The following is a 26,424-nucleotide window of genomic DNA, read 5'->3' as shown; positions in this document are numbered from 1 at the left end:
TCTTTTACTTTTTTATATCTACTTTTCAATTTTTAATGATCAAACCACTTAGTTGGCTCTACTTCTAAATTAATGTTAATTTGTTTTACCTCACTAAACTCATCCAACCCAAAAGTTCCTAATCCCCGGCCAATTCCGCTCTGCTTGTATCCTCCCCACGGCGCTTCATTGTAGGCTAGATTATAGGCATTAACCCATGTAATTCCGGCTCTTATTTTCTTAATTACTCGTAAAGCCTTCGCACCGTCTTGTGAAAATACACCTGCTGCGAGGCCGTATGGAGTATCATTGGCAAGCTGGATGGCCTCCGCTTCATCTTTAAATTTTTGCACGGTAAGTACTGGCCCGAATATTTCTTCCTGAACAATTTTCATGTCAGGTTTAGTGTCAACAAATATCGTCGGCTCAACAAAATAGCCATTTTCAAGCCCGTTGCTTGTGATACGTTTGCCGCCGCATACTAATTTCGCCCCTTCTTCTATGCCAAGTTGAATATATTGGAGTACCTTATTCATATGTGCTTCACTGACAAGGGCACCCATTTGTGTAGACGGTTGATCGCCAGGGCCGACTCGGATCTTTTTCGCTTTCTCTATCAATCTATCGATAAACTTGTCGTGAATGCTCTCTTCAAGCAGTAAACGAGATCCCGCATTACAAACTTGGCCGGCGTTGACAAAAATCCCATATAAAGCATAATCCACAGCTGTCTCAAAGTCCGCATCGGCGAAAACGATGTTAGGTGACTTGCCGCCTAATTCGAGTGCAATGTTTTTAATATTTCCAGCTGCTGCTTTCATGATGCTTCTGCCTGTGGATGTACTGCCAGTGAACGAAACCATATCAACTTTATCGCTTTCCGCTAGTTCATTTCCTACTGTTGCACCACCACCCATAACTAGATTTGCAACGCCATCCGGTATGCCAACTTCTTCGATAATCTCAAATAATTTAGTAGTCGTAATCGGAGTAACCTCGGATGTTTTAAACACAATCGTATTTCCTGCAGCAAGGGCAGGGGCTATTTTCCAAGCTCCAGTCAGTAAAGGAAAATTCCACGGAGCAATCAGTCCACATACCCCCACAGGCTCTCGAACAACCATGGCCTGTATAGGACCGGAAACAGGATACGTTTGGCCGTCCGGTTTAGTGACTAAACCGGCATAATAACGAAAACAATCCGCTGCATCCGCAATGTCAAACTCTGCTTCTTTAAGAGGTTTTCCGGTATTGGCTGTTTCAAGTTGGCTAAGCTCAGATGCATGTTCTTCAATTTTCTCTGCTATTATAAATAAATAGGAAGCCCGTTCCGAAGCTGACAGGTCTGACCAAATCCCGGAATCAAACGCGGTTCGTGCCGCATCAATGGCCATCCGGGCATCTTCTGCATTTCCGTTGGGAGCCTCCGCAATGATCTTGCCGTTTGCGGGGTTAACAACTTGACTCTTTTGTTTACTCAAAGAATCCATCCACTCACCGTTTATAAACTTTTTCAGCTTCAACAATTTGAAAAAACCTCCTGTTCGTTATTCTTACTTTAACGATCTCGCCTTAAAAATAGATAACGCTTTCATTTTTCTTTATTTTCAAAATATTGACCCCTCTTTTAGTTACATATACTTACTTCAGAGTAAAAAAAGGATTAAAAGTCTTCTACCTTTTGGGAAAGAATTTTTTCATTCATATCTTCTGCCTCTTGAGGAATGATCTCTTCATCAAAATGAAACTCTGGAAGAGGCTTGCGAAAAAATTTTGTCATGTAAAGAAGATATGCCAAGCCGCATGCGACCCAGATGCCTCCAAGGATCAAAGCCTCTATTTCTAAATATGACCATAACCACATAGTAAATGCTGCACCTATGAGCGGTAAAAATAAATACCGTATGCAGTCGTTAAAAGAACGTTTCTGATTTCTAATAAAATAATGTGCGATGACAGATAGATTAACGGATGTAAAAGCAATGAGCCCTCCAAAATTGATAAACTTGATGACTTGCTCCAAGGTCAACAAGATACCTAGTAAAGAAACTGTGCCTATCACGATAATGCCGTGTGACGGTGTATTAAATTTTGGATGAATATAACCAAATAGATTTTTAGGCAATACAGAATCCCGTCCCATGGCATATAACACACGTGATGCACTTGTAATTGCAGCAACTCCCGAAGAAAAGTTCCCAACAATTACTCCAGTAATAAATAATGATTTAAATACGTTTCCTCCAACAAGTATTGCGATTTCCATGGCTGCAGAATCAGGGTGTTCGAATGAATAGCCTGGCTGCACCAATTGTGCTAAGTAGGAAGAGCCAATGTACAAGATCCCTGTAAACAAAAGCATTATGATAATAGCTTTTGGGATCGTTTTTTCGGGATTAATTGTTTCTTCTGACAAGGTAGTAAGTGAGTCAAAACCAAGGAAACTAAAACAAAGAATCGAAGCTCCTGCTAAGATAACGGACAAGGGAACATCTGAATTTAACAATGGTTTACTTGAGAAAAGAGTGCCTGTCCCTACTCCTTCTATTAAACTTTTGACGGTTAATAGCCAGAAAAAACAAACGAAAATGATTTGAGCAATAACAAAAATTTTACTTGTGGATGCTGATATCGTTACACCTAGTATGCTCGGTACCACTATGATAGCAGTCAAAAGAATAATCCACACATAATGCGGAATCCCCGGAAACACTGCATTTAAAAAGACAGTGGACATCAAGCACGTCACCATAGGTGTTAAAATATAATCAAGCATAATTGTCCAACCTACAAGAAACCCAACTTCAGAATTAATAGACTTTTGAGTAAATGTATAAGCTGAACCTGAGATAGGATATGCCTTTGCCATCTTTCCATAGCTGAGGGCTGTAAACAGTATCGCTAGAAATGCAATAATGTACGCACCCGTAATTACACCATGTGAGGTTACGGTAGCTATTCCATAGGTATTAAAAAATACCATGGGGTTATTCCAAGCAATTCCTAAAAAAACAACCTGTGACAAAGTAAGCGTTCTAACTAGCTTCTTTCTTTCCATAATCAGCTCCCTCCTATTGATAAAGAATACTCAGAAGTTTTAGAATATTTTGTATCTTGATTATAAAGGTTTTTGTTACACAAAGGTCAATACTGTATTATATTATTTAAGGAGGTGGTTAAACTGAAAGAAAAACTAACCATCAGTGAGATGGCAAAGTTAAGAGGGATGACGGCGGAGACCTTGCGCCACTATGATCGGATTGACTTATTCAAGCCGCAATATATCGATCCAAACTCGGGGTATCGCTACTATTCTATTTTCCAGTACGAGGTTTTAGGTACCATTAAAGAGTTAAGGCAACTTGGAATGAGTACGGACGAAATAAAGGATTATTTCAATGAACGCAATTTTAGTAAGTCTTTGGACATTCTTAAAGCAAAGCACGCGGATCTTGTTTCAAAACTGAACGAATTAACAGACTTGGAGGAAAACATCCGGGAAAAAATTGTATATTTGGATCACGTAGCAAGAGAAAAGGAACTTCAAACGGTTATGTTTCGTGAAATAGGACGCAGAAAGTTAATTACATTGAATGAAAAAATCAATAATAATTTGGAACTTTGTTATGGTGTTATCAGGCTAGAAAATATGCTTGCTGAGAAGACACCGATTCTGGCCAGTAACAGACTAGGGATTCTCATCCAGGAAGCAGATCTTAGAGCTAAACGTTTTGAAGAACCATCAGTCATTTTTGTTGTGGCAAAAAGTAAAGAAAAAATACCAAAACAGTACCAACGGATCGTTCCGGCTGGGTTATTTGCGTGTACCCGTTATAACGGAGAATTACTATGGAACCGAAGTGAAAGCTTGAGTAAAATATTGGATTATCTTGATGAAGGTGGTTATCAAATTACCGGCGATGCGCTGCAAATTATGCATGTTGATATTACGATCACAGATAAACCAAACGAGATTACCTTTGAAATTCAAGTTCCCGTTCAAAAGGTCTGACCTGTTTTCGCAGGATAAATGTTAATGTGTATGGTTTAGACGAAAGATATAGGAGAATTTTTGATATGGAAAAGAACTAGCTAATTGCTAGTTCTTTCAGACTGTAGACAAACTCGATGAAAATCGAGTTTGTCTACTTTTTTTATGGCTTGTACAATTTGGACGTTGATTTCCACTCCAGGCACTCTCTTTCCGCGGGCGGTCCGGGAGCCTCCTCGGCTTTCAGCCTGTGGGGTCTCCCGTGACTCGCATTTCCCGCAGGAGTCTCGTACCTTCCGTTCCAATCAACTTTGTTTTAATTCATAGATAGAACCCTTTTCCCTAAAGGCATAAGACTTTTTCTTCCACATTATAATTTATCTTTTTTTAAGAATTGAATTTTTTGTTCCAATTTTCAATTAAACTTTGTTGGACATGATTTCATAACTGAGCTCAATGTATAGGTTTATTTATATGAACCGAAAATTTCCTTTGCCAATCTACGCCCAGTAGGAGTCGCAGCCAGCCCGCCCTCTGCTGTTTCGCGAAGTGCAACCGGCATGGTCAATCCTATTTTATACATGGCATCGATCACTTCGTCACATGGAATGCGGCTCGTAATGCCTGCAAGTGCCATATCAGCTGCCGTTATCGCGTTGGAGGCACCCATTGCGTTACGTTTCACGCAAGGAACTTCGACCAATCCAGCCACTGGATCACAAACCAGTCCAAGCATATTTTTCAATGTGATCGCCATCGCTTCTGCAGCTTGGCTTGGCGTACCGCCGGCCAGTTCTACTATCGCAGCCGCGGCCATTCCACTTGCCGAGCCCACTTCTGCTTGGCAGCCACCAGCCGCTCCAGAAATGGAAGCGTTGTTTGCAACCACGAAACCGAAGGCAGCGGAAGTGAAAAGAAATTCAATCATCTCTGCTCGGGTCGGGTTTAATTTTTCTTTCACGGCAAATAATGTCCCGGGAACAACGCCTGCCGAACCGGCAGTCGGAGTGGCACAAATCATTCCCATTGCGGCATTCACTTCGTTCGTCGCAACAGCTTTACTGACGGCATCCAATAATAAATTGCCTGCGAGCGCCTTGCCCGACTTGATATAATTTTGCAAAAGAACGGCATCCCCGCCCGTTAGGCCTGTCACGGATTGCACACCTTTCAGGCCTCTTTCCACCGCTTGTTCCATCACTGTCAAATTCCTGTCCATCTTTTCGATGATCTGTTCTCTCGAAAGGCTTGAGAACTCCATTTCTTGTAAAATCATGATTTCCGCGATTTTTACTTTTTTACTTTCAGCAAGTTCAACCAACTCTGCTACATTTCGGAACATGTTTTTACCTCCATATCTATGCCAACACTTTTAATGTTTATCATTCAACCATCCTTATGACTTGCGACACGTTTTCCAATCCTTCAATTTCCTTCATGACATCGCTCTTGATTTTCTGATCGACTTCAATCACCATGAGGGCCATTTGACCTTTTTCTTTTCGTGAAACTTCCATATGTCCAATGTTAATTTCATGATTCGCCAATACTGTCGAAACGGAAGATATGATTCCGAATACATCGTTATGCACGACTAAAATGGCTGGGTTTTCACCCGACAATTTAAGCTTGAACGTATTCAATTCCGTTATTTCTATCGTTCCGCCGCCAATGGAGATCCCAACAAGTTCCAATTCCTTATCTACGTCGAACAGCTTGATCTTGACTGTATTAGGATGATCCATCACCGTATCCTCGATTGTAAAGGTAACTTCCATACCAACTTCTTCCGCAATCGTTAAAGAGGCAGGGATTCGTTCATCATCCGTATCAAAATCCAATATCCCGCCTACGACAGCGACATCCGTACCGTGTCCCCTGTATGTTTTTGCAAAAGATCCATATAAAGAAATGATGGCTTTCTTCGGTTGCTTTCCGAATAATGTCCGTGCTACTCTGCCAATTCTGGCAGCTCCTGCTGTATGTGAGCTTGAAGGTCCAATCATGACGGGACCGATTATATCGAATGCAGATCTGTATTTCATCGTGTAATGCCCCTTTTCTGGGAAAAGATTTGTTTAACCGTCTTCTTTATGCCGCTATTTGTTCTTCTTTCGCCCTTATTCGTGAAAGGGCCTAATCTTTTAATTTTGATACGATTAAGCCAAGGAAACCTACCGAATCGCACAAAACTCCAAACCCTGTGATTGGTGTGGCTGCCCCGGTTACATTATGGGTCAGAAGCAGGGAAAAAGCTTTACAAGACGAGAACGGCCGTTGAGTGCGTCAATGCTAAAAAAAGAGTTTATTCAACTAATAATAATTTCAGTTATCGAACAGGCGAAAAAGATAAAGTACATTTCGAACTTACAATGCTTGTTTATATTTATAATCCTCCGAAATTAGCAGTGAATCGGCTCAATCAACAAATGCACAAAATGAATCAAGCTGTTATTCGTTTAGGTAAACGAAGGCAAACCCTTTATGGAATTATTTCAATTATAATAGAGATTGAAATGTGGCATTAATATAGGAATAAATAGTAATGATGTCCTGTTTGAGATATGACAAAATACTCACAAGGTCGAGGGTTTTGTCTGTTCTAATAGAATTAGTGGGGAAAATCTCTAAAAATAGTGTAAAGTTTATCTCCTATCTTTAAAGCATCATAATATTGTATTCACTCAAACACGATTGTTTTATTACCATGAATAATAACTCTGTCTTCAATATGCCAAGAAACAGCTTGGGCAAGAACCTGTCTTTCCACATGACTTCCGGTAACCTTTAATTCTTCGATTGTATGTCTATGATTCACCCGCTTTACATCTTGCTGAATAATGGGTCCTTCATCAAGATCATTCGTAACATAATGAGCAGTTGCCCCAATTAACTTTACACCACGGTTATAGGCCCTCGCATAAGGATTAGCACCGACAAACGCCGGTAAGAAAGAATGATGAATGTTAATAATTTGATTTGGGAACTCCGATACAAAGGCAGGGGAAAGAATTTGCATATATCTAGCCAAGGCAATAAAGTCTACTTTCCCTTTCAATAGACCTATTGCTTTCTGTTCTGCTTGTTGCTTCGTTTCATGAGCTAAAGGAATATGATAATATGGTATGCCATAACTTTCTACTATTTTTTTTAAATCAGGATGATTACTGATCACCATCGGAATTTCCACTGGAAGTTCATTCGATTTCCAACGCCATATAAGCTCCATAAGACAGTGATCCATTTTGGATACAAAGATAGCCATTCGTTTTCTTTTATTATTGCCGCTTAAGCTCCATTCCATCGCATAAGCCTGGGCTAGCACATGTAAGTCCTCTTCCAGTTTTGCATAGGAAGCATCAAAGTCGTTTAAATCAAATTCGATTCTCATAAAAAACATACCAGCTTGTGGATCCGTAGTATGTTGGTCAAAATGAACAACATTTGCTCTGTTTTCTAATAAAAGGTTAGATACGGCCGAGATAATACCTGGTTTCTCTGGACAAGATATTAATAATTTAGCACGATTAACATTCACTACATGATACAATGGATTCTCACCATCCTTTAGATTTGTAATAAAAATATGTAAAAACTTTCGAATTCAGAATGATGGCTAACTCAACCGCTATAGGTGTCCGAACAATACCGTTACTACAATTTCATTTCTAGCAATCTTGAACTACGGTGAGGGAGGGCGAACCTTAAAATTTTTTTACTGACATGACGGTTTTCCTTCCATGATTTCACATCACCAGTTTTTATAGTGATACTACTTGATACCTTGCTTCTCCCACATCAAATGGTTCGCCATCCCCCATGAAGGAAGAAGTATTCAACTCTTCTTTTACTATCCTTTATATCTATGAGTGTATTTCCTTACCATATACAGCTAGGGCAGCTTCCCCAATTGCTTCCGCTAATGTAGGGTGAGGGTGTATCGTATGCGTAATATCCATAGCTGTTGCATTTAATACTCGTGCAAGACCAGCTTCCGAAATCATATCGGTTACATGCGGCCCAACCATATGTGCTCCTAACAACTTACTAGATTCTTCTTCAACAACGAGTTTGACAAAACCGTCTGATTCACCAAAAACAAGAGCCTTTCCAATCGCACGGAAGGAGAACTTCCCTGTTTTTACTTGATACCCCATCTCCTTCGCTTCCTCTTCTGTTAATCCAACACTAGCTACCTCCGGGTTACTATATATGCATTTGGAAACAAGAGATTGATCAAGTGGCACTGGTTTTTCTCCTGCCATATGTTCAATGGCGATGATCCCTTCATGTGAAGCAACATGTGCAAGTTGTAATCCTCCAATCACATCTCCAATTGCATAAATGTTTGGCTCATTCGTTTGATAATACTCATTTGTTTGAATCACACGTTCGACTTCAACTTTGGTATTTTCAAGGTGAATGCCTTCTATGTTTGCTAATCTTCCGACAGATACTAATAATTTTTCTGCTGAAAATGACGTGTCTTTTCCTTTATATTCCGCCTTTATAGAGACACCGTCACCTTTTTCTAACGATTCTGGAAGCACCTTTGCCCCTGTTACGATTTTCACACCTTTTTTCTTCATTAGTCGCTGTACTTCCTTTGAAATATCTTTATCTTCCGTCGGTAAAATGCGACCGGCATACTCAATCACAGTCACTTCTAATCCAAAGTCAATAAGCATCGAAGCCCATTCTATTCCAATAACACCGCCGCCGACAATAATGATGGAATTTGGGAGCTCTTTCATTTGTAGCGCTTCATCCGATGTCATCACATATTCGCCATCTGCTTCTAGGCCGGGTAATGTCCTTGGACGAGATCCTGTAGCTATTAAAATATTTCGAGAGCTTAATATTGTTTCCCGTTCATCATTATTCAATCTCACTAAAACATCTCTTGACTGTAAAATACTCCCTTTCCCTTCAAACACATCTATTTTCCCTTTTTTCATCAAATGTTGTACACCTTTAAATAAGCGTTCAGTAATTTCTTCTTTCCTAGCCTGTACCTTTGAGAAGTCCAGTCCAACTTCAGGTGCAATAACACCAAATTTTTCTGCATTTTTTGCATTCGAATATACCTCTGCACTTCTTAATAATGCTTTACTAGGAATACAACCTGCATGAAGGCATGTTCCACCAAGTTTACCTTGTTCAACTACCGCCGTTTTTAATCCTAATTGAGACGCACGAATGGCCGCAACATATCCACCGGTGCCGCCACCGATGATAACAACGTCATATTTTTGATTCACCCAATACTTCCCCCTCTTGTTTTCATAACCATAGAGATATATGGATAGTCTAAGAAAACAACTAACTTATTAAGCACGATTTATTCTATTAATAGGTAAACGATCATGATACTTTAATTTATTTCAATGGCACATGCATTGGATACAAAGCCTTCTTCAACAATAAAGCCACAATCTTCTTTATAATCAATTTGTGTTTCTTCATCTAAATAGCGTTTTGTAAAATGATCAAATCTAAGCTGAATTCCCTCATATTCAATCAATACATCGTTTCTGCGGGGCTCGTCCAATAAGAGGGAGAACTTCACCGACACCCCGCAGCCGCCGGCAATATCAGCGTCAATGCGAGGAATTTGCGCACCCTTACATGTCATTTCCTTTAGTTTATTCATAGCTGCCTCTGTTATCTTTATTTTGTCTATCATCTGTTTCTCCCCTTTCTTAATGGTTTATTGAAAAAATGATTATGCATTAACCTTAGTTGCACGAACTTGTTCATCAGCATGATAGGAGGAGCGAACAAGCGGACCGGCTTCGCAATGACTAAACCCTTTTGACATGGCAATGTTTTTCAGTTCTTCAAACTCTTCTGGACTCCAATATTTTACGACCTTCAAATGTCGTTTAGTAGGCTGCAAATATTGACCAATAGTCATGATGTCTACATCGTTAGCACGAAGATCATCCATTGTTTCCATAATTTCTTCTTTTGTTTCACCTAGACCAATCATAATGCTTGATTTCGTAGGGATAGTGGAATTCATTTGCTTTGCCCGCCTTAAAAACTCTAATGAACGTTCGTATGTTGCACGTGCACGAACTTTTTGGGATAAGCGTTTTACTGTTTCAATGTTGTGATTCAAAATGTCTGGCCTTGTATCCATTAATGTTTTTAAGCTGTCATATTCCCCATTCAGATCTGAGGGGAGAACTTCAATGCTGCAAAATGGATTTTGCCGCCTCACTGCTTTTACAGTTTCTGCAAATACCTTTGCTCCGCCGTCTTTTAAATCATCGCGAGCAACAGCGGTAATCACCACATGTTTTAGGTTCATTTGCTTTACTGATTCTGCGACACGTTCGGGCTCTTCCCAATCAAGTTCTGATGGCAGCCCTGTTTGAACTGCACAGAACCTGCAAGCTCGGGTACAAACACTTCCTAAAATCATGAAAGTTGCCGTTTTTCGTACCGCCCAGCATTCATGAATATTAGGACATCTTGCTTCTTCACAAACAGTATGAAGTTTTTTTTCACGCATCATTTTCTTTAAGCCTGTATATTGTTCATTTGTATTTAATTTAATTTTAAGCCATTCTGGTTTACGAAGATCAGTGGTGGACATTTTATTTCTCACTCCTATGAGCAGATGTAATTTTAGCTTTAAAGAGGTTCCATACGCCTAAAAAAAAAAGACCTATTGAGTTTCTTCTTTGCTCTGTCTTTTTAGTTCTCAAGACTATTTTCTCCTTGCACCTCTTGGCACTTTTTCCATCCTTTATAAGCACGCTTAAATGAAACCACCTTGTATGAAATATTGAGATTCTTGTCTTAATATTCATCCTTGGTGGTTCATGTTCATTCAAACATTCAATTATGACGTTACCGTTGCTTCCTCTACTACTTTTTCTTTGGAGTAACGCAAGATAGGTTGTCTAGCTGCTTGGACCTCATCCAATCGCCCAATCACTGTAGTATGTGGTGCTTCTAAAACAACCCCTGGGTTTTCTTCCACTTCTTTGGCAATTGTAATCATGACCTCCGCAAATGCATCGAGTGTTTCTTTCGACTCTGTTTCTGTCGGTTCAATCATCAAACATTCCTCAACATTTAACGGGAAATAGATGGTCGGCGGATGGTAGCCGAAATCTAGCAGGCGTTTTGCTATATCAAGCGTTCTTACACCTAGCTTTTTCTGCCTGGATCCGGATAGGACAAATTCATGCTTGCAAATTTGTAAATATGGCGCTTCAAAGAATGGCTCCAATCTTTTACGAAGGTAATTAGCATGAAGCACAGCACTTTCCGACACTTGGCGAAGCCCAACAGGCCCCATCGTGCGAATATAAGTATACGCCCGCAGGAGAATTCCGAAGTTTCCATAATACCCCTTTACCCTTCCGATAGAGTGCGAATAATTAGCGTTCAGCACATATTTTTCACCTTCTTTTTCTATGCGCGGAACTGGCAAGTATGGAGTAAGTTTCTCTTTCACACCGACAGGACCTGCACCTGGACCGCCACCTCCATGAGGAGTCGTAAATGTTTTGTGAAGATTTAAGTGCACAATGTCAAAGCCCATTTGACCTGGTGTTGTTTTTCCTAAAATGGCATTGGCATTCGCTCCGTCATAATATAATAGCCCCCCTGCTTCATGAACAACCTGAGCGATTTCCACAATTTCTTTTTCAAAAAGTCCAAGGGTATTCGGATTCGTCAACATTAGCGCAGCTGTATCAGATCCTACATGTTTCTTTAATTCTTCTAGGTCAACTAATCCATTTTTATCGGATGGAATCGTGATCGTTTGAAAACCAGCAACACTTGCACTTGCAGGATTTGTACCGTGCGCTGAGTCTGGAACAAGTACTTTCGTTCTGGTTTCACCTTTTTCAGCATGATACGCCTTAACCATCATTAAACCTGTCCATTCCCCTTGAGCCCCTGCGGATGGCTGTAATGTTACAGCATCCATTCCTGTAATGACGGCTAGCTCTTCCTGTAATTCATATAAAACTTCTAATGCACCTTGTACTGTTTCAACGGGCTGATAGGGATGAATGCGGCTAAAGCCTTCCAGCCGTGCCACATCTTCATTTATTTTCGGATTGTACTTCATCGTGCAAGAACCCAGTGGATAGAATCCATTATCGATTCCATGGTTTTTATTAGAGAGCGCTGTGTAATGGCGGACAAGCTGCAACTCTGATACTTCTGGCAGCTCAGCAGGTTCGTCACGAATTAAATGCTTTGGAAATTTTTCATTTATATCAACATAGTCAACGTCACTATCCGGAATACTTGAACCTACCCGTCCTGGACGACTTATTTCAAAAATCAACTCATTATATTCAACCATTAAAAATCGCCTCCAAAGCATCAACAAATTGGTCAATTTCTTCTTTTGTTCGCTGCTCAGTCACAGCTAGCAGCATTTTGTTTTCAAAACCGTAATCACTTTCTAAATCAAATCCACCGATAATACCCGCCTTAAGAAGTTTTGCATTGACTTCCTTTACCGAACGAGGAAGCTCGACTATAAACTCATTGAAGAATGGTGCCTCATTGATTATGGTATAGCCCTTCTGTTCTAGAGTTTTCGCCATGTAATCAGCTTTCTCAATGTTTAGCTGTGCCATTTGACGAATCCCTTGCTTTCCAAGTGATGTCATGCAAATAGAAGAGGCAAGAGCATTTAATGCCTGGTTGGAACAAATATTCGATGAGGCTTTATCACGGCGAATATGCTGTTCACGTGCTTGAAGTGTTAACACAAATCCACGCTGTCCTTTTTCATCTGCTGTTTGGCCTACAATTCGTCCTGGGATTTTGCGCATGAGTTTTTTATTTACCGCAAAATAGCCGCAGTGTGGACCGCCAAAGGACATCGGGATTCCTAATGGCTGCATATCACCGATCACAATATCTGCCCCAAGTTTCCCAGGTGCCTGCAATAGTGCTAGTGCAAGAGGATTGGCGCTTACGATTAAAAGGGCACCTTTTTCTTCCGCAATTTTCTTAATTGCTTTTATATCCTCAATGGAACCGAAGAAATTTGGATATTGAACAATTACGGCAGCAGTGTCATTATCTATTTGTTCTTGCAGCTTCCCTAAATCAGTAATCTCATCAGCTAGGTTTACTTCCTCAGCTGTGTATCCCGGACCACCTGCTACTGTATGTAAAATAGCACGGGATTCAGGATGTACCGCTTTGGAAACAAGAACTTTCGAACGTCTCGTAGCCGCAACAGCAAGTGATGCAGCTTCTGCAAGCGATGTAAAACCATCGTACATGGAAGAGTTAGCCACATCCATTCCTGTCAACTCACAGACCATCGTTTGAAATTCAAAAATTGCTTGTAATTCACCTTGACTGATTTCCGGTTGGTAAGGTGTATAGGCTGTGTAAAATTCGGAGCGTGAAATCATATGGTTTACCACACTTGGAATGTAGTGATCATATGTACCCGCGCCTAGGAAAGTCGGGTAATGATTCGCATTTTTGTTTTTTGTAGCAAGCTGGTTCATTTTTTTCACAAGCAGCGGTTCAGGAACCGCCTTCGGGATGTTTAGCTCCCCCTGCAGGCTGATTTCAGCTGGAATATCTTCAAATAACTCATCTATAGAAGAAATATTTAAAAATGTGAGCATCTCGTCTTGGTCTTGTTTAGTATCAGGAAGGTATCTATAAGTGGCTGTCATATTATTCCTCTCCTTCATTAGTAAATGCTTGATACTCATCTTCGTTTAGAAGTGAGTCTAATTCTTCTGGATTGGACATTTCTACTTCAACTAACCACCCTGCTTCAAATGGATGCTCGTTAATCGTCTCTGGAGCGCCTTCTAACTCTTCGTTTACAGTAACTACGGTCCCTGAAACAGGTGAGTAAAGTTCGGAAACTGCTTTAACAGACTCGATCGTTCCCATCGATTCATTGACCGTTACTTCATCATCAATCGCTGGATTTTCAACAAAGACGATATCACCTAACGCTTTTTGTGCATAATCAGAGATTCCAATACGAACACGGTTTCCTTCTAATTGTTGCACCCACTCATGTTCTTTGCTATATCGAAAACTTGATAATAATTTCGTCATTGTATTTTCCCCTTTTCTTTTCTTTTTTCTTTTTAACCATTCCCATAATTCAGAATATAATTTAGGTAATTTTGCTCTTAGGTATTCGATTTTAGGCTGTATGCAAGGTAACGGATATCGACTCATGAAAACTACACGATAACTCTATTAAAATATTTCCGCTTACCTTTTGTAGAATGGTGCATTAACAATAACGGCTTCAATCTTTTTATTTCGGATTTCCACTTTTATCGGTGTCCCCACTTCAGCTTGATCGGCTGATACCAAGGCAAGACCTAAGCTTTTCTTCAAAGATGGTGATTGTGTTCCTGATGTAACAATACCAATTTCCTCTCCATCTTTAGAAATTACCTTGTAACCATTACGCGGAATCCCCCGGCCTGTTACTTCAATCCCTACTAATTTTCGTTTTAATCCAGTTTCTTTTTGTTCTGTAAGAGCAGATTTTCCGATAAAGTCACTTTCTTTGTTCGTCTTTACGACAAAGCCGATTCCTGCTTCAAGCGGGCTGATATCGTTACTTAGTTCTTGGCCATAGAGTGCAAGACGTGCTTCCAGCCGAAGCGTGTCCCGTGCACCAAGTCCGCATGGTTTTAATCCACTCGTGGCTCCTGTTTCTAAGAGCTTTTCCCAAAGTGCTACCGCTTTGTCTGCAGATAAATAAAGCTCATATCCATTTTCTCCTGTGTAACCTGTACGGGATACAAGTACGTCGGAAATCCCCGAGATGTTGACGTGTTGGGCGAATTTAAATGAACCAATTTCTGATAAATCAATTTCCGTTAACTTTTGCAAAATGCTTTCTGCCTTTGGTCCTTGGATGGCAAGCTGAGCGATGTCCTCCGAAATATTTTGGAGCTCCATCTCTCCTTTTACATGCTGCTTCATCCATTCGTAATCTTTCTCAATGTTTGCAGCATTAATGACAAGTAAATATTTTTCATTCCCTAATTTATAAACTAATAAATCATCGACCGTTCCACCGTCTGGATAACACATTGCTGTATACTGTGCTTGATTGATGCCAAGCTTTGTTACATCGTTTGTAACAAGGTAGTTAATATAACTCTCGGCATCTTTCCCTTCCACAAGCACTTCTCCCATATGAGAAACATCAAAAAGTCCTGCTTCAGTTCGAACAGCTTCATGCTCTTCTAAAATGCTGGTAAATTGAACCGGTAGAGCCCAGCCACCAAAATTTATAACTTTTGCTCCGTATTTTTTATATACTTCAAAAAGCGGTGTTTGCTTTAATGCTGTTTCAATACCCATGTTTTACCCCCAATTATGATTTTCTGCAAAATAGTTCAACTGTTAAAGGTTTCTTTATTGCTAGTAGTATCTCACTGCCATGGCAGTTGCTCAGTTTTCAGCAAAGGCATAATTCCATTAAGCTGCCCCTTTCTTTACACAGTAGTTGGCTGTTGAAATAACGGATAAACACCACAAATCTCTTTGGTTGTATCTCTTGCTTTCTGAAGGACGTCTTTATTCCCTTTACTCTTTAGAACAGTTGCAATCACTTCACCAATTTTCACCATCTCTTCCCTCTTCATGCCTCGAGTTGTTAAAGCTGCTGTCCCCATTCGGATACCGCTCGTAACAAATGGCTTTTCTGGATCATAGGGAATCGTATTTTTATTCACGGTAATGCCTGCGTCTTCCAATAATTTCTCCGCTTCTTTTCCTGTTAAATTCCACGGACGCAAATCTAAAAGGACAATATGATTATCTGTTCCACCAGAAACAAGTGCTGCACCTTCATTTTTTAATGTTTCGCCAAGTGTTGCAGCATTTTCAATGACTTGTTTCGCATAATCCTTAAAGCTTGGTTGTAAAGCTTCGTTGAATGCAACTGCTTTTGCTGCAATGATATGCATAAGTGGACCGCCTTGAATTCCTGGGAATACGGATTTATTAATCGCTTTGATAATTACTTCATCGTTCGTTAAAATGATGCCCCCCCGAGGTCCTCTTAATGTTTTATGAGTTGTACTTGTCACAACATCCGCATATGGGATTGGGGATGGGTGAAGACCAGTAGCTACCAGCCCGGCTATATGAGCCATATCCACCATAAGTTTTGCACCAACTTGATCGGCAATTTCTCTAAATCGTGCAAAATTAATCGTTCTTGGATAGGCACTTGTTCCTGCAATAATCAATTTAGGTTGTTCTTTCTTTGCGATAGCTTCCAACTCATCATAATCAATTAACTGAGTATCTTCTCTAACTCCATAAGACACAACTTCAAACCATTTTCCTGAAACGCTGACTGGACTTCCATGAGTTAAGTGGCCACCATGTGAAAGGTTCATTCCCATCACCTTATCACCAGGCTGAAGGAGTGCGAAAAAAACTGCGAAATTGGCTTGTGCACCTGAGTGAGGCTGAACATTTGCATATTTGGCACCAAAAAGCTTTGTTAGACGCTCAATGGCCGTTTGTTCTGCCACATCGACAAATTCACACCCACCATAATAGCGCTTTCCTGGATAACCTTCTGCATATTTATTTGTCATCACGCTTCCCATTGCCTCTAATACATCTGGGCTAACAAAATTTTCTGATGCAATCAATTCCAGTGTTTGATGTTGACGTTGTCCTTCTTTCTCAATCGCTTCAAAAATGGTTGAATCATTTTGTTGTAAACTCATTTCATTTTCCCTCCCGGACATTTTTGTAAATTCAGAATTTTTACATAATTATCAATTCCAATATGGTGCTCTTTCCCGCTACAGACCTGCATTTCTATGAAAACTGCTAAAAACAGTATGCTTTACAACCTTTTTTGCACGCAAAAAAGGACAGAAAAGGGTCGTAGCGTTCTCTACCCTTCTCTGTCCTTTTACCTGAGAGTTTAGCTCCATTTTTTAAATAGAGCCTTTCCCCTTTGGTGGCGTATATGTTTATACGCGCTCTCCAGAGGTGCGTCCATTTGTGGTTCCATCTACCTGAGAGATTTGTTCCAAGGGTCTTTTTGGAACTTGCTCCTTCGGTGGCTTGTCGCTTTGCACTCTCCCACAACTGTCATCCGCTTATTCAATTTGGTACATTTAGAATAGTTGTTGAGAATAATTATGTCAAGCCTTTTTGAAAGCGCTAACAATACTATTCTAAAATATTTATTTCGAATTATCATAGAATCAACCAGATATCTTTGGCTTTTTAAAACGGGCAGATTTTTTACTCACCGAGTTGGAAAAAATGGAGCAGCAACTATCTGTACAAACACAGCAAATAGAATCAAAGGATTTCTTGCCTCTTAATTCCCGGCTACCTCTCTCTGATTCGCCTGATCCACCTTCGTTATGCGCATCTTATAAATCGCAATCAGCAGAATGAACCAAACAGGAGTAACGAATAAGGCAACACGAGTGTCGTCCGCAAGTGCAAGAACAACAAGGACGAATGCCAGGAAAGCAAGGATCAAGTAATTGGAAATTGGATAAAGTGGTAATTTAAATTTGTTCTTTTTCACTAGATCTGGTCTTGTTTTACGGTATTTCAAATGACTGATGACTGTAATTCCCCAAATAAAGATGAAACATACGGTAGAAATACTTGTAATCAAGGTAAATACTCCTTCAGGCATTAAATAATTCAAAACAACAGAAATTAAAATGACAACAGTTGAAAAGAACAATGCATTGGATGGTACTTTACGGTCATTAAGTTTTGCAAAAGGTACAGGTGCATTTTTATCTTTGGCAAGTGAGTATACCATCCGGCTTGTACTGAAGATTGCGCTGTTACATGCCGAAGCAGCCGATGTTAGGACGACAAAATTAACGATACCAGCAGCTCCAGCAATACCTACAGCCACAAATACTTGAACGAATGGGCTTTCCGTTGGGATGATTGCGTTCCACGGATAAACACTCATAATCACAATAAGTGCGCCAATGTAGAAAATTATAATCCGAATAGGAATATTATTGATCGCCTTGGGGATAACTTTTTCTGGATCTTCTGTTTCACCTGCTGTAAGTCCTACAAGTTCAATGCCCACAAACGCAAACACTACCATCTGGAATGAGAGGACAAAACCATTTATTCCATTTGGGAACATACCCTCGTGACCCCATAGATTCGTGAAACTTGCTGCGCCTGAATCAGTGGAAAAGCCTTTAATAATCATGAAAATACCGATAACAATTAATGCTAGAATAGCTATGACCTTAATTAATGCGAACCAGAATTCCATTTCGCCAAAAAGTTTTACGGTTGCAAGATTCATAAATAGCAAAATGACTAGTGCAATTAATCCAGGCATCCACTGCGGTACGGAAGGAAACCAATACTGAGTATAAAGTCCAACTGCTGTTAAGTCGGCCATTGCGATTGAAATCCAGCAGAACCAGTATGTCCAGCCGGTTACAAATGCTGCCATATTACCTAAATAGTCTCTTACAAAGTCAACAAAGGAGTGAAAGTTCAAATTAGATAAGAGTAGTTCTCCAAGTGCGCGCATGATTAAAAAACAAATGATGCCTGTAATCATGTAAGCAAATAGAATTGATGGTCCAGCTAAATGAATAGATTTTCCTGCTCCAAGAAATAATCCCGTTCCGATTGCACCACCAATAGCTATGAGTTGTACGTGCCTGTTTTTTAACCCTCTATCCAACTTTTGTTCCTGCATACGATTCCCCACTTTCTACTTTTATAGGCTACTTGGAATTTTTCCCTTATAAAGGTTCAGTCCTTCAATTAGTGTGTATTATTAGCATACTGGGAGACTGCCTTATCAGTGTAAGCGCTTTCTTGGCAGGTGCTAGATATAGTTTAAGGATAGACTCATTTATCTACATATCTCCATGCACTCTCCTCTCTTTTTATCTTTCCAAGTACAAAAAAAGACAGAGGAAAGATAGGGATTTTCCTAACTTCCTCTGTCCTTTTACCTGAGAGTTTAACTCCTTCGGTGGCCTATGGCTCTCTTCAGAGACGCGTCCAATTGTAGTCCTTTTACCTGAGAGATTAGTCCCCTGCTTTTTAGGGTTTGCTCCTTCGGTGCTAAACAATGTTTAGTCTCTCCCACAATCTTCATCCGCTGGTATAGAGTTGTACTACTAGTTGTATATTATCGGGTTTTAATGGATATTTCAATCATTATCTGAAAAGGCACTATTTTCTGATAATTAAATATGGACAAGTTTGAACTTTATGAACAGTGTATAATTTGAAGTTATTAGCTACGAAAAAACAAGCTTATAGCAGCTTTTCTATGTCGCAAGGAATCCCAAACAAGCTTATGTATAAGCGAAACAATTTTACATTTTTCCGATTGACAATACGGTGAATTTTAAAGATGGGAAAGGTCATAAAGTCTATAGTTTTAACATAATTAATGTATGGAAAAAGAGAAAATTCGAGACTCGCGAAAATCCTTGCAGCAGTAAAGATTGTCTAGGAGCTTCCTCCCTAAGTTCAGCAGTATCAGAAGCCTTCTCTTCAACTTCTTCTTCAGCCCCACCACCTGCTATATTAGCAATGATGACTATTGCTAGAACCCATACCCACCACTTCTTTGGCTTCTTTAGCTTGATTTTCTTTTCCTTAACCATTAAGCCTTATACCCCCTTTACAGTTTTTCAGACGGACTGTTGTAAACAAAAATAGAATAACATAATTTGGATCAATACGGTTTATATTTATCATCACGCATTCATTTTCACAATGCTTGACGTGTTAACGAAACCATCTCCCATTTCACTTTACCAGCGTCAAACCAGGCCCCTAATTTGGTTAGCCTCTTCTTTTAAAACATATCCATAAAGTATGATCCATTCTATACCTTACCTTGATAAAATGAAATATTTTAAGGGCATGTTTAGGATGATCCAAACACACCCTTATAAAAATTCAATTTATCTAATTCAGCAAATCCTGTGGTAATCTGAACCACACCTTACAAATGATTCTATTCTTTTCCTTAATCTAACTCATAATAACCACAAACAACATACCCTACTGCTTTTGCTGCCACGAGAAGGGCATCTTCATCGATATCAAATTTAGGATTATGATTAAAATAAGGTTTTTCTACTCCTTTAGGTGTACAAGCAATGTAAAAGAAGCAGGAAGGGATTTTTTCAGCATAGTAAGCAAAGTCTTCAGATGGCGGCATTGCTGGAAATTCCATTACTTCTTTAATATCTTTATCCTTTGCATTCTTAAGAAACTCAGCAACCTTTCCTGTTAGATCGGGATCATTATATAAAGGTGGATAGTCATTCGTATATGTAAGATCACATGTTACTCCAAACTCTTCTTCAAGTCCTTTTACAAGGCGTTTAACTTCCTTTTCAATTTTTTCTTTTGTTTCAACAGTCATATAACGGATATCGCCTTCAAGCTCTACGCTGTCTTTAATTATATTAAATGTTCCTTTTCCATCAAAAGATCCAATAGTAATCACACCAATATCAAATGGACTTAATCGACGGCTAATAATCGTTTGAGCAGCTGTAACAAAATGAGCACCAGCCACAATGGCATCATTCGCTAGGTGTGGTGAGGAACCATGTCCACCTCTGCCTTGAATTTTTAATTTCAGATAAGCCCTGCCGTTAAAAGAATATCCAGCGTGATAACCAACAACTCCTGCTGAATCCATTGGCAACAAATGGATGCCAAATATATTATCTAAATCGTCAATCACGCCGGATTCTACAATACTCTTTGCCCCGCCTGGCGGAACTTCTTCCGCATGCTGATGAATAATTTTGATTGTACCTGGAATTTCAGCTTTTAATTGAATGAGGCAATCCGCCAAGACTAACAAGTAGGCTGTATGGCCATCATGACCACACGCATGCATAACGCCTTCATTTTTTGATTTAAAGGTTACATCCGTTTCTTCAACAATTGGAAGCGCATCAAAATCAGCTCGAAGACCGATGTTTTTTCCAGGCTTTCCACCTTTAATGGTCACGATAATTCCGTATCCATTACCAACATTAGATTGAACTTCTACGTCTTTTTCTTTATAAAAATCGATAATATATTGAGCTGTCTTTTCTTCTTTAAAAGAAAGCTCGGGATTTTCATGTAGGTATCTACGAATTTCAATCATTTCATCCGTACGGGATTGTAGCATTTCCATTAATTCATTTCTCATAATCTCTTCATCCCTTCATCATTTTTTGAAAACGCCGTTAAATGTGGCACTTTACATTTCCAACAGCTAATTATTCTGCAATAGGGTTCCGGTTGGTACCAGCCGGTGATTTTTTAGGAGCATTAGATGTTTTAGCGGTATCTTTTACACCAAAAAGATAATAGATGATATTGAAAGCAAAGCGAATATAACGTTTACGAAAATCCCTATTGAAGCCACTGTTTCAAGCTTTCAATTTGCTGCTATTCCACCGTAAACAGCAGCTGAAGAAATCGCGACGCCGAATGCACTGCCAAGTGAGCTTGCCCCCTGTATATGGCTTATTGAAATACAGCAAAGTCAAGCAGAACGATATCATTGCTATTTTCAACGATTAAAACAATAACTCCTATGATTGTGGCAACGATTAGGACGATTGAAATCGGACTTGTCCATCCTAATCTGCTCCGTAATTAATAAATACATTCAGGGCAATCATTATAATGGTAAAAATGATCAAGTCAGTGTAATCGAATTTATAGGCACCGTTTCCTTTCTGGTTTATCTTTCAGCAGAAACACACCAATTATTGCAAAGAATGAAAATCCACCTCCGCCACATGGAAGTTGCGATTGCACCTTCGCAAAAGATATTACGTCTTTTCCCGTATACCTTTCTCCTGCTTCTTCATAGCCTTCTAACTGTTTCCTCTAAATTAATTATAAGAATACTATTCAAATATAATGAGACATTATTGGGGATATTGCCTACAGGGACACTGTTGGATAGTTCTTATCGTCATCCAGGTGTTCATAAGGCAGCGAAATTCATAATCATGAACTACTACGCCTGCAGCTCAGGATTTATGCTAATGAGCTTTCCTTTTTCGTACAAAAATATTTTCATATTGACTTCGAAAATACAAACCCATTTCCAGAAATAGAGCACCAGGCCCAATAAACGAAAAAAGACGGAGCTTTACGCTCCGCCTTCATGCTAGAATATTTTTTTCTCATTCAACTCGAGAGCTAATTCTTTAAAGTACTGTAGCGATTCTGGATTTCCCATGGAGTCTGCATTCACTACCTTATCAAACTCGAACCCTAATAACACTTTACGAATTGGGACTTCCATTTTCTTTCCGTTCAATGTTTTTGGAATTTGTTCAACGACATGGATTTGGTCAGGAATAAAGCGAGGGGACACATGCCCTCTGATTTGTTCCTTGATTTTTGCCGTCAATAAAGTATCCAGGGCTTTACCGGGCTTTAGAACAACGAACAGCAGCAGTGAGGAACCCCGGCCAAGCACTTCCCTATCAATAACAAGGCTTTCCATCACCTCGTCTATCGCTTCGACGGCCCGGTAGATATCGCTAGTTCCCATCCGTACACCAGAACGGTTGATGGTCGAGTCGGAACGTCCATAAATGATACAGCTGCCCTTGTCGTCGATCTTTATCCAATCACCATGCTTCCATATGCCAGGATATGTATCGAAATAACTCTCGTAGTATCTTGACCCGTCTTGATCATTCCAGAAGTATAGCGGCATGGACGGCATCGGTTTGGTAATGACCAATTCACCGACTTCATTAATCAATGTTTGACCATGCACATCAAAGGCTTCCGCACAAACCCCTAATGCCCTTCCTTGTATTTCCCCGATTCTCACGGGCAATGTTGGGACACCGCCAACAAAACCGGCACAAACATCGGTTCCGCCACTGGATGAACTGAGCCAGATATCCTTCTTGACATTCTCATACACCCATTTATAACCGTCGCCAGACAATGGAGCTCCAGTGGAAAAAAGAGCCTTCAATTTGGATAAATCATATTTTCCCATCGGTTTGTTACCTAATTTCATGGAATTGGTAAGGAAAGGTGCACTTGTTCCAAAGAAAGTCATGCCTGTATCTTCCGCCAACTCCCAAAGGGCATCCATATTCGGAAAAGAGGGACTGCCGTCATAAAGGACGATGGTCCCTTCATTAAGCAAACCGCCCATAAGGAGATTCCACATCATCCAGCCTGTCGTCGTAAACCAGAATACAGTATCCCCGGAAGTCATGCCTTGATGGATTCTTGTTGATTTAAAATGCTCCAATAATATACCGCCATGCCCTTGTACAATTGGTTTTGGCATCCCGGTTGTACCTGATGAATAAAGGATCCACAGCGGATGATCGAACGGAACACTTTCAAAAGATAATTCTGCCTGTTCTTCTAAAAGGTCATCCCAAGGAATCACATCTTCCAGATTCACTTCGAAAATCTTTTTTTCTATGTAAGGAAACAAAACGGTATGTTTGACAGTGTCCAATTCCTGTATAAGCTGTGAGACGACTGATGTTTTATCATATACATTTCCATTGTACTGATACCCATCAACCGCCAGTAATACAACCGGTTCAACCTGTTTGAAACGATCTATGACACTTCTTGCCCCAAAATCAGGTGAGCAACTGGACCAGACGGCACCTATGCTTGCTGCTGCCAAGAAAGCTATGACCGCTTCAGGAATATTCGGCATATAGGCAACAACACGGTCACCGGATTTCACACCAAGTTTCCTTAATGAATGGGCGACAGAAGCTACTTTTTCTTTCAACTCTTTCCAGCTGACCTCTTGCTGCCTGATATGTTCTGAACGAAAAAAAATCGCCGTTTTCTCTTCTTGATCATTCAATAATGCATTTTCAGCATAATTAAGCCTTGCCCCCTCGAACCATTTCGCACCTGGCATGGATTGCTCGGCTAAAACCCTATCATATTTCCTGGCTGCTTTTACATCACAATATTCCCAAATTGAAGCCCAAAATTCCTCCAGTTCATCTACCGACCATTTCCATAATTCATGATAATCATAAAATGTTAAACCTTTCTTTTCTTTTAACCATTTCACATATTGAGTCAATACCGTTTGCTCGATTTGTTCCATTGTCGGTTCCCAAATGATTTGCCCATCTGTAAGCGATTTCATTTCGTCATCTCCCTTAGGTATCAAATGCGTTATTGAATCATTTCATAATATTGGTAGTTTACTTAAATTGTAATCTATGAGTTTAAAACCGTCAATTTACACTAAACTTAAATAAGCTCGTTTCTATGTATGGGCAGGTTAATAGCGAAACATGTCCCTTTCCCTTGTATGCTTGATACATGTACCGTTCCATCCATACTTTTGATGACACTATACGAAACCATCATGCCTAATCCCGTCCCTTTATTTTTTGTCGTGAAGTAAGGCTCACCTAAACGGTATATTTGTTCCTGTGTCATTCCAATTCCCTGATCTTGGATCTTAATTTGGATGGTGGAGGCTGCATGAAATAAATGAATGTATATTTCGCCATCATGGTCCATCGATTCTATTCCATTCTTTATGATATTGAACAAGCATTGCTGGAATTTCTTCCTTTCACCCATGACATAATAAGCCCTATCTTCGAGCAGGGATAACTTCAATTTTATTCCATTATTATTAGCAAAGGGTTTTATGCTGTCCACGACATGCTGAATTTCCTCGGATACCCTTAATCGCTCTGTGTTTTCAGGGCTTATGGCAGCAAACGTCAAATAATCATTAATGACATCCGTGGCCCGATCTAATTCATTCAGTGCGATATTTGCATATTTGACCTTTGTATGTGAAGTCACATCTTCGCTTAACATTTGAATATATCCCCTGGTAACTGTAAGGGGATTTCTGACTTCATGAGATATACTTGCAGCCAGATGACTGACGACCTGCAATTTTTCCGCTTTCACTAATTTTTCGAGAACCTGAAAATTAGTGAGGATGACTTCCCATAGTAAGATTACAACAACGATTCCAATGACTTGGATCGTGAAGTATTGTTTCCATATGCTTATGCCAATAGTAAGTTCAAATACGACTGTTGAAATAAACTGCGTAAGAATATGGACAATGAATATTAATGATATACCAATAAGGATTTTTTTACTGACAGACATTTTTAGATAGTACTTAGATATAAAAAACAGGGAAATTCCCATTAGTGGAAAAGTGATGCATGATATATAAAATCCATTATCACCCCCTGATAAATAGCGGATAACAAGAGTGATGACGATCAATATGATTCCTAACCGGTAGCCTCCATATAAACCGCCTAAGAGAAAAGGGATCCATCTAAGATCCCAAACAAAATCCTCTTCTATAACAACGGGAAATAACATGCATAGAACAAGTGAAAGAATAGGGAAAATCGATAGGAAGGATCCTTTTAATGCATCTAAACGGTATACGTACTTCACTAGATAGCTCATTTGCAATAAAAAAATCGGAAAAAGGATAATTAAAAAGTTAATCAGTAAATCTTTTGTCATAAGATTCATTTATACACCGAACTTTCGATATTTTTCGAAGATTTAGACAGGTATATCAATAATAACAAGATAGAGAATGATATGCTAGTGAAATTTCCATTCAGGAACTTAAAAAGTTCCTATTCAGACATCCAGAAAGGAATTTGAGGTAATGTTATAAAAAAATGCCCTTTCGTAAAAGTGTATTTTTACGAAAGGGCATTTTTTCCTCCCATATAGGTAAAACTGTTGAATATTTAATTTCTCTATGACGCTAGTCTAGTTAAAATTATTATAATTCCGAGTTTATTTACCTTTCAAATGAATATTTCCCATTCTTTCAGTTCTTTATTAGCCACTTTTTAAAAGATAATCATACTCGCCTATTAACCAATGACACTCTCATACTTCTTACATGAATGCTAATGCCTTTTCCAATAATCCCAATTTTTCAATTAGTATTTATGGGGAGAAGTAATCCCTATTGAAGGAAATATGGACTGATCGATAAAATGATCAGTCCAAATATTTTTCTGATTCGAAAAGCGCCCTGAACAGAAACCCTTTTTAGATATAGAAGTAAGATGTTACAGTTCATTCAATCTCATGGTTCTTAAATGTCTTCCCATCATGGTAATAAAGTTCAGAGTCTAAATGAACATTGTCATCTTCTTTTAATTGACGAATAAGTTCCTCACTTTTTGTTTGATTCATTTCTTTAAACCAGGTCCCTTGTGGATATAGAATAGCTATCGGACCATGCTTGCATTGGCCGTTACATAATGTTTTTGTTGTGTGAATCTCCTTTTGTAGCTCTAATTTTTTCAATTCTCCCCTAATGGTCTCTGTTACTTCTTCTGCTCCATTTTTCGTGCATGTTTTCCCGTTGCAAATTAATAGATGTTTGCTACCCCCATCTAAGTTCATAAAAATTC

20 protein-coding genes and 3 riboswitches are annotated in these 26,424 nt (G+C 39.5%); of the genes, 1 reads left to right on the top strand and 19 read right to left on the bottom strand.

The genetic code is table 11. The features are described 5' to 3' along the window. Positions 1-32: 32 nt before the first annotated feature. Both JNUCC41_RS21740 and JNUCC41_RS21735 read right to left on the bottom strand, forming a co-directional pair. On the bottom strand, positions 33-1,505 hold the full coding sequence (locus JNUCC41_RS21740; RefSeq protein ID WP_192204802.1) for an aldehyde dehydrogenase family protein: 1,473 nt from the start codon (positions 1,503-1,505) through the stop codon (positions 33-35). 137 nt (positions 1,506-1,642) lie between these two features. After that, positions 1,643-3,037: an APC family permease gene (locus JNUCC41_RS21735; RefSeq protein WP_192204801.1), complete on the bottom strand. Its 1,395-nt coding sequence runs from the start codon at positions 3,035-3,037 to the stop codon at positions 1,643-1,645. Between the two features lie 114 nt (positions 3,038-3,151). Here JNUCC41_RS21735 and JNUCC41_RS21730 point away from each other — a divergent pair, with 114 nt between their 5' ends. Beyond that, positions 3,152-3,991, top strand: coding sequence for a MerR family transcriptional regulator (locus tag JNUCC41_RS21730; RefSeq protein ID WP_192204800.1), 840 nt, complete (start codon positions 3,152-3,154; stop codon positions 3,989-3,991). Between the two features lie 445 nt (positions 3,992-4,436). Here JNUCC41_RS21730 and sdaAA read toward each other — a convergent pair whose 3' ends face one another. The 17 genes from sdaAA to JNUCC41_RS21645 form a co-directional block, all read right to left on the bottom strand. Further along, the gene (gene sdaAA, locus JNUCC41_RS21725) at positions 4,437-5,312 is read right to left on the bottom strand and encodes an L-serine ammonia-lyase, iron-sulfur-dependent, subunit alpha (protein ID WP_192204799.1); all 876 of its coding nucleotides are present in this window, start codon (positions 5,310-5,312) and stop codon (positions 4,437-4,439) included. 40 nt (positions 5,313-5,352) lie between these two features. Further along, entirely contained in the window at positions 5,353-6,015 is a 663-nt protein-coding gene (gene sdaAB / locus JNUCC41_RS21720; protein ID WP_192204798.1) for an L-serine ammonia-lyase, iron-sulfur-dependent subunit beta, read from the bottom strand. Positions 6,016-6,650: 635 nt separating this feature from the next. Further along, positions 6,651-7,520 carry a formyltetrahydrofolate deformylase gene (gene purU, locus JNUCC41_RS21715; RefSeq protein ID WP_192204797.1) on the bottom strand — a complete coding sequence of 290 codons (870 nt, stop codon included), beginning with the start codon at positions 7,518-7,520 and terminating at the stop codon, positions 6,651-6,653. 313 nt (positions 7,521-7,833) lie between these two features. Beyond that, the gene (gene lpdA, locus JNUCC41_RS21710; RefSeq protein ID WP_192204796.1) at positions 7,834-9,231 is read right to left on the bottom strand and encodes a dihydrolipoyl dehydrogenase; all 1,398 of its coding nucleotides are present in this window, start codon (positions 9,229-9,231) and stop codon (positions 7,834-7,836) included. A 113-nt stretch (positions 9,232-9,344) separates the two neighbouring features. Continuing rightward, positions 9,345-9,656 (bottom strand): iron-sulfur cluster biosynthesis family protein, encoded by a 312-nt coding sequence (locus JNUCC41_RS21705; protein WP_192204795.1) that lies wholly within the window; start codon positions 9,654-9,656, stop codon positions 9,345-9,347. A gap of 39 nt (positions 9,657-9,695) precedes the next feature. Then, positions 9,696-10,574, bottom strand: coding sequence for a lipoyl synthase (gene lipA / locus JNUCC41_RS21700; protein ID WP_192204794.1), 879 nt, complete (start codon positions 10,572-10,574; stop codon positions 9,696-9,698). A gap of 249 nt (positions 10,575-10,823) precedes the next feature. Continuing rightward, positions 10,824-12,308: an aminomethyl-transferring glycine dehydrogenase subunit GcvPB gene (gene gcvPB / locus JNUCC41_RS21695; protein ID WP_192204793.1), complete on the bottom strand. Its 1,485-nt coding sequence runs from the start codon at positions 12,306-12,308 to the stop codon at positions 10,824-10,826. Further along, the gene (gene gcvPA / locus JNUCC41_RS21690) at positions 12,301-13,653 is read right to left on the bottom strand and encodes an aminomethyl-transferring glycine dehydrogenase subunit GcvPA (RefSeq protein ID WP_192204792.1); all 1,353 of its coding nucleotides are present in this window, start codon (positions 13,651-13,653) and stop codon (positions 12,301-12,303) included. The genes gcvPB and gcvPA overlap by 8 nt, the downstream gene beginning before the upstream one ends. A gap of 1 nt (position 13,654) precedes the next feature. Beyond that, positions 13,655-14,050 (bottom strand): glycine cleavage system protein GcvH, encoded by a 396-nt coding sequence (gene gcvH, locus JNUCC41_RS21685; protein WP_098372267.1) that lies wholly within the window; start codon positions 14,048-14,050, stop codon positions 13,655-13,657. 162 nt (positions 14,051-14,212) lie between these two features. Further along, positions 14,213-15,322, bottom strand: a complete 1,110-nt coding sequence (gcvT, locus tag JNUCC41_RS21680; protein WP_192204791.1) for a glycine cleavage system aminomethyltransferase GcvT — start codon at positions 15,320-15,322, stop codon at positions 14,213-14,215. A gap of 134 nt (positions 15,323-15,456) precedes the next feature. Beyond that, on the bottom strand, positions 15,457-16,707 hold the full coding sequence (gene glyA / locus JNUCC41_RS21675) for a serine hydroxymethyltransferase (RefSeq protein ID WP_192204790.1): 1,251 nt from the start codon (positions 16,705-16,707) through the stop codon (positions 15,457-15,459). A 173-nt stretch (positions 16,708-16,880) separates the two neighbouring features. Next, positions 16,881-16,986, bottom strand: a riboswitch (glycine riboswitch). A gap of 329 nt (positions 16,987-17,315) precedes the next feature. Beyond that, complete coding sequence (locus JNUCC41_RS21670; protein WP_192204789.1) at positions 17,316-18,695, bottom strand: amino acid permease; 1,380 nt, start codon at positions 18,693-18,695, stop codon at positions 17,316-17,318. A gap of 248 nt (positions 18,696-18,943) precedes the next feature. Next, positions 18,944-19,000: riboswitch (glycine riboswitch) on the bottom strand. Between the two features lie 3 nt (positions 19,001-19,003). Then, positions 19,004-19,103, bottom strand: a riboswitch (glycine riboswitch). Between the two features lie 280 nt (positions 19,104-19,383). Next, positions 19,384-19,620 carry a hypothetical protein gene (locus JNUCC41_RS21665; RefSeq protein ID WP_192204788.1) on the bottom strand — a complete coding sequence of 79 codons (237 nt, stop codon included), beginning with the start codon at positions 19,618-19,620 and terminating at the stop codon, positions 19,384-19,386. Positions 19,621-19,988: 368 nt separating this feature from the next. Further along, positions 19,989-21,176 carry an amidohydrolase gene (locus JNUCC41_RS21660; RefSeq protein ID WP_192204787.1) on the bottom strand — a complete coding sequence of 396 codons (1,188 nt, stop codon included), beginning with the start codon at positions 21,174-21,176 and terminating at the stop codon, positions 19,989-19,991. Between the two features lie 975 nt (positions 21,177-22,151). Beyond that, positions 22,152-24,140: an acetoacetate--CoA ligase gene (locus tag JNUCC41_RS21655; protein WP_192204786.1), complete on the bottom strand. Its 1,989-nt coding sequence runs from the start codon at positions 24,138-24,140 to the stop codon at positions 22,152-22,154. 107 nt (positions 24,141-24,247) lie between these two features. After that, positions 24,248-25,438 carry a sensor histidine kinase gene (locus JNUCC41_RS21650; RefSeq protein WP_192204785.1) on the bottom strand — a complete coding sequence of 397 codons (1,191 nt, stop codon included), beginning with the start codon at positions 25,436-25,438 and terminating at the stop codon, positions 24,248-24,250. Between the two features lie 645 nt (positions 25,439-26,083). Further along, positions 26,084-26,416, bottom strand: a complete 333-nt coding sequence (locus JNUCC41_RS21645; protein WP_192204784.1) for a (2Fe-2S) ferredoxin domain-containing protein — start codon at positions 26,414-26,416, stop codon at positions 26,084-26,086. Positions 26,417-26,424 lie beyond the last annotated feature (8 nt).

This window comes from Brevibacillus sp. JNUCC-41 (genome assembly GCF_014844095.1).
In the GTDB taxonomy this organism is placed as follows: Bacteria; Bacillota; Bacilli; order Bacillales; family DSM-1321; genus Peribacillus; species Peribacillus aracenensis.
Note: the sequence above shows the minus strand (reverse complement) of the source record. Positions and strands in the feature narration are given on the sequence as shown.

Bases quoted from the DNA above. Each gene is read 5' to 3' on its own strand.
- JNUCC41_RS21670 (WP_192204789.1), bottom strand. From the start codon at position 18,695: ATGCAGGAACAAAAGTTGGATAGAGGGTTAAAAAACAGGCACGTACAA.
- sdaAA (WP_192204799.1), bottom strand. From the start codon at position 5,312: ATGTTCCGAAATGTAGCAGAGTTGGTTGAACTTGCTGAAAGTAAAAAA.
- gcvH (WP_098372267.1), bottom strand. From the start codon at position 14,050: ATGACGAAATTATTATCAAGTTTTCGATATAGCAAAGAACATGAGTGG.
- JNUCC41_RS21735 (WP_192204801.1), bottom strand. From the start codon at position 3,037: ATGGAAAGAAAGAAGCTAGTTAGAACGCTTACTTTGTCACAGGTTGTT.
- JNUCC41_RS21705 (WP_192204795.1), bottom strand. From the start codon at position 9,656: ATGATAGACAAAATAAAGATAACAGAGGCAGCTATGAATAAACTAAAG.
- glyA (WP_192204790.1), bottom strand. From the start codon at position 16,707: ATGAGTTTACAACAAAATGATTCAACCATTTTTGAAGCGATTGAGAAA.
- lipA (WP_192204794.1), bottom strand. From the start codon at position 10,574: ATGTCCACCACTGATCTTCGTAAACCAGAATGGCTTAAAATTAAATTA.
- gcvPB (WP_192204793.1), bottom strand. From the start codon at position 12,308: ATGGTTGAATATAATGAGTTGATTTTTGAAATAAGTCGTCCAGGACGG.
- gcvPA (WP_192204792.1), bottom strand. From the start codon at position 13,653: ATGACAGCCACTTATAGATACCTTCCTGATACTAAACAAGACCAAGAC.
- gcvT (WP_192204791.1), bottom strand. From the start codon at position 15,322: ATGGGTATTGAAACAGCATTAAAGCAAACACCGCTTTTTGAAGTATAT.
- JNUCC41_RS21655 (WP_192204786.1), bottom strand. From the start codon at position 24,140: ATGAAATCGCTTACAGATGGGCAAATCATTTGGGAACCGACAATGGAA.
- JNUCC41_RS21665 (WP_192204788.1), bottom strand. From the start codon at position 19,620: ATGGTTAAGGAAAAGAAAATCAAGCTAAAGAAGCCAAAGAAGTGGTGG.
- sdaAB (WP_192204798.1), bottom strand. From the start codon at position 6,015: ATGAAATACAGATCTGCATTCGATATAATCGGTCCCGTCATGATTGGA.
- JNUCC41_RS21660 (WP_192204787.1), bottom strand. From the start codon at position 21,176: ATGAGAAATGAATTAATGGAAATGCTACAATCCCGTACGGATGAAATG.
- JNUCC41_RS21645 (WP_192204784.1), bottom strand. From the start codon at position 26,416: ATGAACTTAGATGGGGGTAGCAAACATCTATTAATTTGCAACGGGAAA.